Origin of the sequence: Erythrobacter ramosus (assembly GCF_009828055.1) — a bacterium.
Taxonomy (GTDB): Bacteria; Pseudomonadota; Alphaproteobacteria; order Sphingomonadales; family Sphingomonadaceae; genus Erythrobacter; species Erythrobacter ramosus.
Genome location: NZ_WTYB01000001.1, coordinates 737,170 through 750,824 on the forward strand (window position 1 = coordinate 737,170; position 13,655 = coordinate 750,824).

The 13,655-nt window shown below is 66.6% G+C and carries 12 protein-coding genes; 8 read left to right on the forward strand and 4 right to left on the reverse strand.

Going from position 1 to position 13,655, the window contains the following annotated elements:
* Positions 1-3: 3 nt before the first annotated feature.
* Together copM and thrS are read right to left on the reverse strand one after the other, a co-directional pair.
* Complete coding sequence (gene copM, locus GRI59_RS03770) at positions 4-411, reverse strand: CopM family metallochaperone (protein ID WP_160759847.1); 408 nt, start codon at positions 409-411, stop codon at positions 4-6.
* Positions 412-413: 2 nt separating this feature from the next.
* The gene (thrS, locus tag GRI59_RS03775; protein ID WP_160759848.1) at positions 414-2,417 is read right to left on the reverse strand and encodes a threonine--tRNA ligase; all 2,004 of its coding nucleotides are present in this window, start codon (positions 2,415-2,417) and stop codon (positions 414-416) included.
* 359 nt (positions 2,418-2,776) lie between these two features.
* On the opposite strand from thrS, the gene GRI59_RS03780 reads away from it, so the two are divergent.
* Genes GRI59_RS03780 through GRI59_RS03795 form a run of 4 tightly spaced genes read left to right on the forward strand, consistent with a single transcriptional unit; the run spans position 2,777 to position 4,421 of the window.
* The gene (locus tag GRI59_RS03780) at positions 2,777-2,941 is read left to right on the forward strand and encodes a hypothetical protein (RefSeq protein WP_160759849.1); all 165 of its coding nucleotides are present in this window, start codon (positions 2,777-2,779) and stop codon (positions 2,939-2,941) included.
* A 3-nt stretch (positions 2,942-2,944) separates the two neighbouring features.
* Positions 2,945-3,370 (forward strand): hypothetical protein, encoded by a 426-nt coding sequence (locus tag GRI59_RS03785; protein WP_160759850.1) that lies wholly within the window; start codon positions 2,945-2,947, stop codon positions 3,368-3,370.
* Positions 3,367-3,570: a helix-turn-helix domain-containing protein gene (locus tag GRI59_RS03790; protein WP_160759851.1), complete on the forward strand. Its 204-nt coding sequence runs from the start codon at positions 3,367-3,369 to the stop codon at positions 3,568-3,570. Before GRI59_RS03785 ends, GRI59_RS03790 begins: the two co-directional genes overlap by 4 nt.
* Positions 3,567-4,421: an alpha/beta fold hydrolase gene (locus GRI59_RS03795; RefSeq protein ID WP_160759852.1), complete on the forward strand. Its 855-nt coding sequence runs from the start codon at positions 3,567-3,569 to the stop codon at positions 4,419-4,421. The genes GRI59_RS03790 and GRI59_RS03795 overlap by 4 nt, the downstream gene beginning before the upstream one ends.
* Here the strand turns inward: GRI59_RS03795 and GRI59_RS03800 are convergent.
* Together GRI59_RS03800 and GRI59_RS15910 are read right to left on the reverse strand one after the other, a co-directional pair.
* A complete protein-coding gene (locus GRI59_RS03800) occupies positions 4,418-5,905 on the reverse strand; it encodes an alkaline phosphatase D family protein (RefSeq protein ID WP_337190225.1) in 1,488 nt (495 codons plus the stop codon). The genes GRI59_RS03795 and GRI59_RS03800 overlap by 4 nt on opposite strands.
* 9 nt (positions 5,906-5,914) lie before the next feature.
* A complete protein-coding gene (locus GRI59_RS15910) occupies positions 5,915-6,049 on the reverse strand; it encodes a hypothetical protein (protein WP_272916983.1) in 135 nt (44 codons plus the stop codon).
* A 140-nt stretch (positions 6,050-6,189) separates the two neighbouring features.
* On the opposite strand from GRI59_RS15910, the gene GRI59_RS03805 reads away from it, so the two are divergent.
* From GRI59_RS03805 to GRI59_RS03820, 4 genes are all read left to right on the forward strand, one after another.
* The gene (locus tag GRI59_RS03805; RefSeq protein ID WP_183363515.1) at positions 6,190-6,936 is read left to right on the forward strand and encodes an alpha/beta hydrolase; all 747 of its coding nucleotides are present in this window, start codon (positions 6,190-6,192) and stop codon (positions 6,934-6,936) included.
* A gap of 5 nt (positions 6,937-6,941) precedes the next feature.
* Positions 6,942-7,799, forward strand: a complete 858-nt coding sequence (locus GRI59_RS03810; RefSeq protein WP_237440656.1) for a tetratricopeptide repeat protein — start codon at positions 6,942-6,944, stop codon at positions 7,797-7,799.
* The gene (locus GRI59_RS03815; protein WP_160759854.1) at positions 7,796-8,791 is read left to right on the forward strand and encodes an LLM class flavin-dependent oxidoreductase; all 996 of its coding nucleotides are present in this window, start codon (positions 7,796-7,798) and stop codon (positions 8,789-8,791) included. The genes GRI59_RS03810 and GRI59_RS03815 overlap by 4 nt, the downstream gene beginning before the upstream one ends.
* Positions 8,792-8,924: 133 nt before the next feature.
* Entirely contained in the window at positions 8,925-13,631 is a 4,707-nt protein-coding gene (locus tag GRI59_RS03820) for an NAD-glutamate dehydrogenase domain-containing protein (protein WP_160759855.1), read from the forward strand.
* The last annotated feature ends 24 nt before the right edge of the window (positions 13,632-13,655 follow it).

The window sequence follows — 13,655 nt, forward strand, 5'->3', positions numbered from 1 at the left end:
CGGCTACTGGACGCCGCGCGCCTTGAGCCACGCCTGCATCTCGGCAATCTCGGCCTTCTGCGCGGCGATCACCCGGGCGGCGAGATCGCGGGCCTGTTCGTCCTTGGCGTATTTCAGCGCCACTTCCGACATCTCGACCGCGCCCTGATGGTGGGCCAGCATCCCCTGCATGAAAGCGACATCCGCATCCGTCGGAATGTCGGCCATCCCGGCGTGCATCCTGTCGTTGACCGCCTTGTAAGCGGCCTGCGCCTCGGTCAGTTCCGACTTAGTCTCGCCGCCCATGTCGTGGCCCGAATGGTCCATCGCCGAATGGTCGACGGCAGCGGGCTTGGCGGTGGCGTCGGTGTCCGCGCCGCAAGCGGCTAGCAGGACAAGCGCCGCGGGCGCGAGGATGACAATCGCTTTCATAGTCAATTCTCCGACTTGAGATCCGGCGGTGTGCCTTCGCCCTTCAGCATCGCGATCGCTTCGGCGAGGCTCATCACCTTCTGGTGCTCCGCTCCCAACGTGCGGACGGCGACGGTGCCTTCCTCAGCCTCGCGCTTGCCGACCACCAGGAGGTGCGGGACCTTCGCCAGCGAGTGTTCGCGCACCTTGTAGTTGATCTTCTCGTTGCGGGTGTCGGTTTCGACCCGGATGCCCGCCGCTTTCAGCTGCGCCTCGACTTCGTGGGCATAGCCATCCGCGTCCGAAACGATGGTCGCGACCACTGCCTGCACCGGCGCGAGCCATGCAGGCAGACGTCCTGCGAAATGCTCGATCAGGATGCCGATGAAGCGCTCATACGAACCGAAGATCGCGCGGTGGAGCATCACCGGGCGGTGCTTTTCGCCGTCCTCGCCGATGTAGTTGGCGTCCAAGCGTTCAGGCAGCACGCGGTCCGACTGGATCGTGCCGACCTGCCAGGTCCGCCCGATCGCGTCGGTCAGGTGCCATTCGAGCTTGGGAGCATAGAACGCGCCTTCGCCGGGAAGTTCCTCCCATTCAAGGCCGTTGGCGGTGAGCGCATCGCGCAATTCCTGCTCGGCCTTGTCCCAATCCGCCTCGCTGCCGAAGCGCTTTTCGGGGCGTAGCGCGAGCTTGATGTCATAGGTGAAACCGAAGTCGCGATAGACCGAATCGGCCAGCGCGAGGAAGCTCTGCACTTCGGCCACGACCTGCGCCTCGGTGCAGAAGATATGCGCATCATCCTGCGTGAACTGGCGCACGCGCATCAGCCCGTGCAGCGCGCCGTGGGGTTCGTTGCGGTGGCAGCAGCCCATCTCGCCCAGCCGGATCGGCAGATCGCGGTACGAGGTGATGCCCTGCTTGAACACCATCACGTGTGCGGGGCAGTTCATCGGCTTGATCGCGAGCCATTCGGCATCGTCCGCAACCTTGGGCGAGGCAGCACCGCTGTCCTCGTCCACTTCGGGCACCATGTCGGGCACCGCGAACATGTTCTGCGCGTACTTCCCCCAGTGGCCCGACTGGGTCCATTGGCGCACGTCCATCAGCTGCGGGGTCTTGATCTCGCGGTAGCCAGAACCGTCCATCTTGCGACGCATATAGGCTTCAAGTTCGCGCCAGATGCGGTAGCCCTTGGGGTGCCAGAAGACGCTTCCGTGCGCTTCTTCCTGCAAGTGGAACAGGTCCATCTCGCGCCCCAGCTTGCGGTGGTCGCGCTTGGCGGCTTCTTCGAGGCGCGTGAGGTGGGCGTTCAGCTGCTTCTTGTTGAGCCAGCCGGTGCCGTAGATGCGGGTGAGCTGCGCATTGTTCTGATCGCCGCGCCAGTAAGCGCCCGCAACGCGCATCAGCTTGAAGGCATCGGGATCGAGCTTGCCGGTGGAGGGGAGGTGCGGCCCGCGGCACATGTCGAGCCAGTCGGAGCCTGACCAATAGACCGTCAGCTCCTCGCCCTCGGGCAGTTCCTTGGCCCATTCCGCCTTGAAGGTTTCGCCCTCGCCGGCCCACTTGGCGATGAGGTCCTCGCGGCTCCACACCTCGCGGCGCAACGGCTTGTCGGCGCGGATGATGCGGCGCATTTCCTCCTCGATGGCGGGAAGATCGTCCATGCTGAACGGCTCGCGGCTCTCCGGCGCCTTCACGTCGTAATAGAAGCCATCGTCCGTCGAAGGGCCGAAGGTGATCTGCGTGCCGGGGAACAGCGCCTGCACCGCCTCGGCCAGCACGTGGGCATAATCGTGGCGGGCGAGTTCGAGCGCATCGGCCTCGTCCCGCGCGGTGACCAGCGCCAGCTCGGCGTCGCCATCGAAGGGGCGGGTGAGATCGCGCAACTCGCCATCGACACGCGCCGCCAGCGCCGCCTTGGCAAGGCCGGGGCCGATGGCTGCGGCGATATCGGCAGGGGTCGATCCCGCAGGCACTTCGCGCACCGATCCATCGGGCAGGCTGATCTTGAGCAGTTCGGTCATCGTCGCAGTTCCGTCTCGTTTGGGCGCGCCTTAGGGCAAAGGCAGGCGCACCGGAAGAGCGGTGTTGAGCGATTACCGGTCAGGGAAGGACACCGCGCCGCCCCCAAACCGGGCGGCGGGCTGCCGGACTTAAGCCGCGCGCCGCCGCCCCCGGATGGTAGTCCGGGTCGTCGTGGTGCGGGTTGTGGTCAACAGCATGGCCATGGCGGCAAGATTAGCCTCCAACAGCGAAAAGTCACGCGCAAGTTGATGAAGCACACCTTGGAGCGGGCTTTCGGACCCGGGAATGGAAAGCTTCCTTGACAGGAGCGGCGACTCAAATGTAAAGTCGCCTTGTCATTATGCAAAAGGAGCTTTCCATGACCCGCATCAACGAGGCACTGCTGCTCGGCTTTGTGCTGATCGGTATCGCGCTGCTCGCAGTAGTCGATGTGATCCCCGAACAGGTCGCGCAGTATGCCCCGCTGGCGATGGTGCCGTGGATCATCCGTCGCGGTTCAGGCTGCACGCTTCGGAAGGCCTGAGGCATGGCGCGCAATCCCGCCACCATTCGTTACAACCGGCGCATGGCCGCTATCATGGCGGTCTATATTGCCGGGATCATGCTCGCGAGCCTTGTGATCGACCGCGCCGCGCCGCTCGGACCCATAACGATCGGGCTCACCCTGCTCCCCGGCCTCGCCATTGTTGCCGCAATCGGTGCCATTGGCCGCTTCCTCACCGAACTCGCCGACGAATATCTGCGGATGTTGGAAGTGCGCAAGGTGATCATCGCTACCGGCGTTACCCTCGCGATCACCAGCGTATGGGGGTTGCTCGAGCTCTATTCCGCCAGCCTGCCGCGTCTGCCTGTCTTCTACGTGTTCCCGATCTGGTGCGGCGGGCTGTTCGTCGGTCAGATCGTCAACCGCTTCTGGCTCGGCGACGATGACGACGTGGGCGGCTGCGCGTGAACAACCGCCTGAAGGTGCTGCGCGCCGAGCGGGACTGGAGCCAGCAGGATCTGGCCGACCGGCTGGGCGTGTCGCGGCAAAGCGTCAATGCCATCGAGAAGGGCCGTTACGACCCCTCGCTCCCGCTCGCCTTCACCATTGCCGATGTGTTCGGCCTGCCGATCGAAGCCATTTTCCTCAGAGACGGAGATTCCGAATGACCCGTGCCATGTTCGCTGCGCTTGCCGCCCTGTGCCTCCCCGCCGCTGCTTTCGCCGAGGAGGCCTGCCCGCCGTTCGAGGTGACCGGCTCCGGACCCGATCTGGTGCTGGTGCCCGGCCTTGGTTCGTCGCCCGCCGTGTGGGACGGTGTGAAGGACAGTCTCGCCAAGGATTACCGCGTGCATCTCGTCCACGTCGCAGGCTTTGCCGGACGCGCGCCCGAGGGCGACCCGGCCACGCTGGTTGCCCGCACCGAGGCGGAGGTGATCCGCCATCTCGATTGCCAGAAGGTCGCCCGCGCCGCTTATGCCGGCCATTCGCTCGGCGGGTTCCTTGGCCTGATGCTGGCCGCTGACCACCCCGACCGGATTTCCCGCGTCGTCGTGGTCGATTCGCTGCCGTTCTATCCGCTGATTTTCGATGCCAGGCTCACGCCCGAGCGCACCGCCGCGCAAGCGGGCGTCATCCGCGATTCGATGCTGGCGATGGACGAGGTGACCTTTGCCGCCAGCCAGCGCACAGGCGTGCAGTCGCTGGTGCGCGAGACGAGCTTTCACGAGCAGGTGGTCGGGTGGTCGCTAACCAGCGACCGCGCGAGCTTTGCAGGCGCATTTCACACCTTGATGACCACCGACATGCGCCCGCGCCTCGGCGAGATCACCGTGCCCGTCACCGTGCTCGCCGCCGCCAACGCCTACGCCCCGCGCGACCGGGTCGAGGCGCTTTTCGCCCCGGCCTATGCCGGGCTGCCGGGCGTGAAGCTGACCTATATCGAGGACAGCTTCCACTTCATAATGTTCGATCAGCCCGCGGCGTTCGAAAAGGCGCTGCGGGCGGGATTGGGGGATTAAACTGCCAGCGTGCCTGAGCCCTTGTCGGTTGCGATCCGCTTCGTGCCTGCGAGCGTTGTCGAACGCTGCTTCACGCCGGTGCTGAAGCGGTATTCGGTTGTCGCGCGGGCGGTGGTCAGTTCGACCACCATGTAACCGCGCTGCGCGGTGTCGGCCCATTTGAGCTGTTCGTTCTCCGCCACCAGCGCGGCGGCCAGCACATCGGGCTTGATGGTGCTGAGGTAACTTTCGAAACCAGGCGAACTGACCGAGCAGACGCCCAGCTCCACGCCGACCTTCGCGCCGTCCTGCGTCAGGTCGAAGGCCCAGCCGTTGTGGGTGTCGCCGGCCAGCACGATCAGGTTCGCATCCGCCGCCAGCGCCGCCTTGAACACCCGCTCGCGCGCGGCGGGATAGCCGTCCCACGCGTCCATGTTGAGCGGCAGGCCCGCCTTGCTCGCCATGGCGGAGGCGGTGAGACGCTGGCGGACATAATCGGGCAAGCCGTCGCCGATCTGGGCGTAAAGCGATTGCGGGCTTTTCAGATTGCCGATCAGCACTTGCTGCACCAGCACCTGCCAAGCGGTGCCTTTGGCGGTGGAGGCGGCGAGGCCTTCTGCAAGCCACGCATCCTGTGCCTGTCCGAGCAGCTGGCGTTCGGGATTGGCCCACTCGCCCGTCCGGAACGCGTCGAGGGCGGCGATGTCGGCTTGCGGATCGGTTTTGCCTGCCAGCACGGTTTCAAGGCTGAACTGTTTCTCGCGCCCCTCCAGCCGGGTATCGAGCCGGAACAGCGTCGCCAGATCGCCGACCTGATAGGCGGCATAGGGCGCATCCGACACCGGCATCCATTCGCGGTAGGCCTGCTTGGCGGCGGCCTTGCGCGCGGCCCAGTCACCCTCGGTCTCGCTCTGATGGTTCTGCGCGCCGTCCTTGTAGCTGTCGTTCGCGCTTTCGTGATCGTCCCACACGGCGATCATCGGCAGCACCTGATGCAACCGCTGGCAATCGGGATCGGCGCGGTAGGTGGCGTAGCGCAGGCGGTAATCGGTGAGCGCGACGATCTCGGTCGTCGGTGCCAACACGCGCTCGGGGTTGGCCGCACCGGTATCGGGATAGGTGCCCGCGGCATATTCGTAGATGTAATCGCCCAGGTGCACCGCGAGGTCGGCGTCATTCGCTTCGGCGACGTGGCCGTAGGCGTTGAACCAGCCAAACCCGAAGTTGGAGCAGGAGAACACCGCGAGGCGGAACGTCGCGGACGGCCCTTCAGGCAGAGTGCGGGTGCGGCCTACGGGCGAAGCGGCGCCACCGGGCGCGAGGAAGCGGTAGAAATACCAGCGATCCGGCGACAGGCCTGTCACCACGCCCTTGGCGCACCAGTCGCGCGCCGGGGAAGCAGCAACGCTGCCCTCGGCAATCGGCTTGGCGAAGTCCTCGGTCTCGCTCACCTGCCATGTCAGGGCGGTTTCCGCTTCGGCGACGTAGCGGGTCCACAGCAGCACGCTGGTGGCCTAAGGCTCCCCGCTGGCGACATTGTGCGTGAAGCCGGTGCCGAAGCTGCGCGCGGCGAGTGGGGTCGCTGCCAAGGCGGCGGAAGCCCCCGCAAGCGTGAACAGGTTGCGGCGCGTCAGAGCGCCTGAGGACATGGGGGGCGAGGGGGCCGGCTGGGCGGCAGAATCGGTTTTGAACATGGCGTGTCGCGTAATCCTCTCCCGTTGCGCTGCTGTGACAGTCGCACGCCGACAATGGTTGCCTTTGCGCCTCCGGGCAAGGCATGGTTGTGCGCATGACCGATCATCTGCACCACACCCTCTATGATGGCCGCCGCGTGGCCTTCCGCTACACGCATGGCGCCCAAGACTCCGGGGGCCCGTGCCTCGTATTCCTGCCCGGCTACATGTCCGACATGAGCGGCAGCAAGGCGACCGCGCTGTTTGCCGAAGCGCAGGAAAAGGGTCGGGCCTGCCTGCTGCTCGACTATTCGGGCTGCGGGTTGAGCGACGGCGATTTTGCCGAAGGGATGCTGAGCGGCTGGCGGGACGAGGTGCTGGCGCTGGTCGCAAGCTACACGCGCGGACCGCTGCTGCTGGTCGGATCGTCGATGGGCGGATGGCTGATGCTGCTGGTGGCCGAGCATCTGAAGCATCGCCTCGCCGGGTTGATCGGTATCGCCCCCGCGCCTGATTTCACCCGCTGGGGTTATACCGAGGAACAGCGCGCGGCGCTGGCAGCGGGCGAGACGATCTTCGAGCCCAACCCCTACGGCCCCGAACCCACGCCGACTTACGCCAAGTTCTTCGCCGATGCCGAATGCCACCTGCGGCTTGAGAGCGGCATCGCCATCACCTGCCCGGTGCGGCTGCTGCACGGCAAGGCGGACGCCGACGTGCCGTGGGAGGTCAGCCTCAAGCTGAAAGCGGCGCTGCGGTCGGACGATGTTCAGGTGACTCTGATAGAAGACGGCGACCACCGCCTGTCGCGCCCCGCCGACATTGCCGCCCTCAAGGCCATCGTGGCCGAATTTTACGGATAGATCATTTGTCCCTGCTCCTCGCACTGCTGCTTCAGGTTGGCCCCAATCCTATGGCCGGAGGGATGGCGGGTGACGACTTGATGCGCGACCGTCCGCCCCGTGCCGATGGGGTGAAGGGCGATATCAATGCCACCAGCGCTTGGCTCCAGACCTGCCTTGATCAGCTGGCTGAAGACCCGGCGCGCGCGCACACTATGGCGCAGATCCGCCGGAGCGAGACCAAGGGCGCGGACCGCGTGCTCGCCAATCACTGCCTCGGCACCGCTGCGAGCGAGCTGGGGCTGTGGCAGGATGCGCGCACCGCTTTCCTCGCCGCGCGCGATGGAACGCCTTCGGATGAAGCCCGCACCCGCGCGCGCTTTGCCGCGCTCGCCGGGAATGCCGCACTGGCGGGCGGGGATGCCGAAGGCGCGCTCACCCTTTTGACCGAAGCCGAGGCTGATGCGCGCGCTGCCGGTTTCGCCCCACTTGAAGCCATCGCCGCAACCGACCGTGCCCGCGCGCTGGTGGCCTTGTCGCGCGGCGAGGACGCGCTGGGCGCATTGGAAGCGGCGACCACGCTTGCGCCGGAACGGCCCGAGGGCTGGCTGCTGAAAGCCACCCTGATGCGGCGGCTCGATCGGCTGCCCGAGGCGCAGACTGCGATTGAACGCGCCGCCCTGCTCACTCCGGGTGATCCGGATATCGGGCTTGAAGCCGGAGTGATCGCGATCCTCGCCGGGCGTGATGATGCCGCACGGGCAAGCTGGCAATCCGTGCTCGCTCTCGCGCCCGAAAGTCGTGCCGCCGTGACAGCCAAGGATTACCTTGCGCAGCTTGGTCCGGCAGGCGAGACTGCGCCCGAGGAGGTTCCGCAATCATGACCCGATTTTCCGTGCTCGATCTCGTACCGGTGCGCGAAGGCGGCACGCTCTCAGAAGCCTTCGCCGACACCACTGCGCTTGCCCGCGCTGCCGAGGCGCTGGGGTGTGACCGCTTCTGGGTTGCCGAACATCACGCGATGGACGGGATCGCGGGCGGGGCGACCTCGGTCGTGCTCGCCCATATCGGCAATGCCACCAGCCGCATCCGCATAGGATCGGGCGGGATCATGCTGCCCAACCACACGCCGTTCCAGATCGCCGAGCAGTTCGGCACGCTGGACGCGCTGTTCCCTGGCCGGATCGACCTCGGCCTCGGCCGCGCGCCGGGGGCTGGGCCGGAATTGCAGCGGGCTTTGCGTAAGAACCTCCATCAGGCCGCCGAATACTTCCCGCAGGACGTGGTCGAATTGCGCGCGCTGCTGACCGGGGACTACGACCTGCCGATCCACGCCACGCCGGGCCTTGGCGCGCAGGTTGAACTGTGGATGCTGGGATCGAGCCTGTTCGGCGCGCAGCTCGCCGCGAAGCTGGGCCTGCCCTATGCCTTCGCCGCCCACTTCGCGCCCGATCATCTGGACGCCGCGCTCGCCGTCTACCGCCGCGATTTCCAGCCGTCAGAAGCGCTGGCCAAGCCGCATGTGATGGTGGCGATGAACGTGTTCGCCGCCGAGACCGAAGCCGAAGCGCGCCTGCTCGCATCGAGCCAGCAGCAGAGCTTCGTGCGACTGCGCAGCGGCTCGCCCGGCAAACTGCCGCCGCCGATTGAAGGCTATACCGACACACTGCCCGTGCAGGCACAGGCGATGCTCGCCCATCTGGGGCAGGCCGCAGCCGTTGGCACGCCAGCGCAGGTGCGTGAACAGGTCGCCGCCTTCGTCGCCCGCACCGGCGCTGACGAGATCTTGCTGTGCGGGGCGACCTATGACGCAGCGGCGCGTATCCGCAGCCTCGAACTCACTCTGGAAGCCTGCGAAACCGTCCTCGCGGCGTAACACTGCGCAATCATCATCACGCTTGCGCTAGACGCACGAAAGCGGGTATCGCCCAAGACACGATAACAACAATCCGGAACAACAATATTGCGCGTGAAGCGCGGCCGGAGCGCAGGATGAGCAGGAGCCAAAAATGGGGTCCAAGACCGTTGCCGCCGCGGCGCCCAAATCCACGGGCCGCGCGTTGATCAAGGCCTTGCGCCTACAGCTTGAGGCCTCGCTGCTTCCCGGTGACGCCCCGGTCGAGAAGGCCGCGCTGGAAGAGGCCGCCGCTTGGTTGCTCGCCGCTGCCGCCACCCGCGCGCCCGGCCAATCGCTGGTCCAGATCGAATCCGCGACCGGCGACCGGCGCCACCTGCGGATCGCCATCATCAATGACGACATGCCGTTTCTGGTCGATTCGATTGCGGCGGCGATTGCGGCGCAGGGGCTGGCGATTGACCGGCTGCTGCACCCCGTCATCCCGGTCGAGCGCGATGGCGCAGGTGGGATCACCGGGCTGGGCAAGGACGGCATCCGCGAATCGCTGATCTATATCGAAACCCCGCGTGTCGATGCCCGTCAGCGGCGCGACCTGCTCGAAGCGCTGCAATCCACGCTCGCCGATGTCCATGCCGCGGTGAGCGATTGGCCCGCGATGCAGACCGCGATCAACGCCGATGCGGCGCTGGCCGGGGCGATTGATCCCGAAGCGGGCGCGCTGCTCGGCTGGTTGGGCGGTGGGATGCTGACCCAGCTCGGCCACATCACCCGCCACCGTGACGGGACGACCGCCGAGCAGCTCGGCATCTGCCGCGCTTCGGCGGGCGAGCTGCTCGCCGAAGTCAGCTACACCCGCGCGTTCGAGTGGTTCGACCGGCACGAAGCCGCTGGCACGCCCAAAGCGCTACTGGCGATCAAGTCCAATGTGCAGGCGCGCGTGCACCGGAAAAGCCCGCTCGATCTGTTCATCGTACCCGTGCGCGAAGGCGGCGCGATTACCGCGCTGTCGATCCATGCCGGGCTGTGGACCAGCGCGGCGCTGAACGCGCGGCCGAGCGAAGTGCCGGTGCTGCGCGCGATGGTGGCGGGCATGACCCAGCGGCTCGGCTTCGATCCCGCGGGGCATAATGGCAAGGCGCTGGTGCATGCCTTCACCTCGCTGCCCAATGACCTTTTGACCGCCTTCGAACCTGCGCGCGTCGCCGATCTGGTGACCGCCAAGATGGCGCTGATCGACCGTCCGCGCCCGCGCCTCATCATGGTGCGCGCCACGCTCGAGCGGCACGTGTTCGCCTTCGTATGGCTGCCGCGCGATCAGCTGTCGACCGATGTGCGCTTGCAGATTCAGGCGATGCTGCTCGGCACCCCCGGCGCGGCGCTGCTTGACTGGAGCCTTGAGGTCGAAAGCTCCTCGCTCGCGTTGCTGCGTTTCCTCGTCGATGTGCGCGCTTGCGCCGATCTGCCCGATGATGCCGCGATCGAAGCGCAACTGGTTGATCTGCTGCGCGGCTGGAACGAGGCTGTCGCAGGCCATCTTACCGCCAGCGAGGAAGAAGGCCGCGCCGCTGCGCTCGCCGCGCGTTATGCGCCTGCCTTCCCGACCGGATACCGCCTGACCTACGGCCCGCAGGAAGCCGCGCGTGACATCGCCAAGCTACGCACGCTCGCGGTGGCCGAAGGCGAAGTGACCCGTGCCACCCGCACCGTGCGGCTCTACCGGCTGGATGGTGACGGGGCCGATACGTTGCGGCTGAAGGTCTATGTGATGACCGGCACGCTGGCGCTGTCTGATGCGGTCCCGGCGCTGGAGAACTTCGGCTTCCGGGTCGCTGCCGAAGTGCCGACCTTCCTGACCGATGCCAGCCTCGGCTCAATCCACGATTTCATCCTCACCGTGCCCGCCGGACGCGATGCGGGCGCGCTGCTAGACCGTGCAGGCCTGATCGAAGGCGCGCTGGCCGAGGTGCTGAATGGCGCAGGCGAGGACGATCCGTTCAACCGCCTGATCCCCGCCGCTGGCCTCGCCCCGCGCAGCGCTAACTGGCTGCGCGCGGTCTATCGCTATCTGCGCCAGACCGGGGTGAGCTACACGATCTACACCGTGGTCGACGCGCTGGTCGCCGCGCCGCAGGTGACGCGGGCGATGATCGACCTGTTCGCCGCACGTCACGATCCGACCTTCGCCGGTGATCGGAACGAGGCGATTGCCGCCGCGCAAAGCGCCTTCACGCGCGGCCTCGCCAAGGTCACCGCGATCAATGACGACCGCCTGCTCAGGCTCTACCGCGCGGTGATCGACGCGGTGCTGCGCACCAATGCCTTCGCGCCTGCTGCAATCGAGGCGCTGGCGTTCAAGATCGATTCCGCGCTGGTCCCCGGCCTGCCCAAGCCCGTGCCGTGGCGCGAAATCTTCGTCTATTCGCGGCGGGTCGAGGGTATTCACCTGCGCTCGGGCGCGGTGGCGCGCGGGGGGCTGCGCTGGTCAGACCGGCGCGACGACTTCCGCACCGAAATCCTCGGCCTGATGAAAGCCCAGCGCGTGAAGAACGCCGTGATCGTGCCGACCGGCGCGAAGGGCGGGTTCTATCCCAAGCAGCTCCCGTCCCCCGCGATCGACCGCGAAGGTTGGGCGGCTGAGGGCCGCGCCGCTTATGAAATCTTCATCCGCACGCTGCTGTCGGTCACCGACAACATCGTTGGCGGGACAGTTGTTCACCCCGACTGCGTGCAGGTGCTCGACGGTGAAGACCCCTATTTTGTCGTCGCCGCCGACAAGGGCACCGCAACCTTCTCCGACATCGCCAACGGGATCGCGCAAAGCCGTGATTTCTGGCTGGACGACGCCTTCGCCAGCGGCGGGTCGAACGGATACGACCACAAGGCGATGGGCATCACCGCGCGCGGCGCATGGGTTTCGGTCCAGCGCCACTTCCGCGAGATGGGCATCGACGTGCAGATCCAGAGCGTCACCGTGGCCGGCTGCGGCGATATGTCGGGCGATGTGTTCGGCAACGGGATGCTGCTGTCCAAGGCGCTGAAGCTGGTCGCCGCCTTCGATCACCGCCACATCTTCATCGACCCCTCGCCCGATCCGCTCGCCAGCTGGAAAGAGCGCAAACGGATGTTCGAACTCCCGCGGTCGAGCTGGGACGATTACGATACGTCGCTGATCTCCAAGGGCGGGGGCGTGTTCCCGCGCTCGGCCAAGGTGATCAAGCTGCCCAAGCAGGCGCGTGAAGTGCTGGGGATCGAGGCGAAGGAGATCGAGCCTGAAGCCCTGATCAGCGCGATCCTGCGCGCTCCGGTCGACCTGATGTGGTTCGGCGGGATCGGCACCTATGTGAAGGCGCCGCAGGAGAACAACATCGCGGTCGGTGATCCGGCCAATGATGGCTTGCGTGTCGATGCCACCGAAGTGCGCGCCCGCGTGATCGGTGAGGGCGCAAACCTCGGCGTGACGCAGGCCGGACGCATCGCGTTCTCGCTGGCGGGAGGCCGTATCAACACCGACTTCATCGACAATTCGGCCGGCGTCGATTGCTCGGACAACGAGGTCAATATCAAGATCGCGCTGGCGGCGGCAACCGCTTCGGGCAAGCTCGCCCCCAAGAAGCGTAACACCTTGCTCGCCGCGATGACGGATGAAGTCGCCGCGCTGGTGCTCGAAGACAACCGCTTGCAGGCGCTCGCGCTGTCGGTTGCGTCGAGCGGCGGGGCGGGCGCCACGGCGTCTTACATCCGCCTGATCGAGCGGCTGGAAGAAGTCAGCGATTTCGACCGCCGCACCGAAGGCCTTGCCGATGGCGAGACTCTGAGCCGCCGCGCGGCGGACGGGCAGGGGCTGACCCGCCCCGAACTCGCGGTGCTGCTATCCTCGGCCAAGCTGGCGCTGCAATCGGCGATCGAGGCGAGCACGCTGCCCGATGATCCGGTGCTTGAGCCTGTGCTGCTGGCGCGTTTCCCCTCTGCCATGCGCAAGGCCTATGCCGCCGAGATTCGCGGCCACCGGCTGCGGTCCGAGATGATTTCGACCAGCTTGTCGAACCGCATCGTCAACCGGCTCGGCATGGTCCATCCCTTCGAGCTGGCTGAGGAAGAAGGCGTGGGCCTCGCCGAAGTTGCCGCCGCTTTCGTGGTGGCCGAGCGATTGTTCGGGCTCGACCCGCTGTGGCGCGAGCTTGATGCCGCCGACATCCCCGAAGCGGCCCGCCTGGTGCTATTCGACCGGCTGGCGGCGGCGGTCGGCAACCTGATGTCCGACGTGCTGCGCACCGCTTCGGGCAAGGTTGCCGCGGGCGCAATGATCGGCGAATTGCAGGATGGCGTGGCGGCGCTGGTTTCGGGCCGTGACGAATTGCTCACCGACGAACCGCGTGCGCGTTCATGGGCGCTGCGTGACCGCTTCGTCGCCGCCGGAGCGCCCGAGGCGCTGGCCGCCAAGGTCGCCAACCTGTTCGATTTCGACGGGGCGGTGGGTCTGGCGCAAGGCGCGCTCGTCGCCGGGATCGAGACCAAGCTGCTGACCCATGCCTTCACCGATATCGGCACCCGATTGGGGCTCGACTGGGCGCAGGGGACGGCGGCCTATATGTCACCGTCCGATGTATGGGAGCGGCTGCTGGTGTCCGGCCTCGCGCGCGATTTCCAGCAGATGCGGATCGAGTTTCTGCGGCGGCTGATGCAGGCCAAGTCGGGTACGGACGATCCGCGCGGTGCGGTGGCCGAATGGGCCGAGCGCAATGCGCAAGGCGTCGCTCAGTTCCGTGCGATGATTGCTCGCGCTCAGGCACGCCCGCCGGTGGGCGCGGCAATGCTGGCGCAAATCGCCAGCCAGGCGCGCAATCTGCTCGAACGGTAGCACTCGTCGTTATGGCGGGTTGAC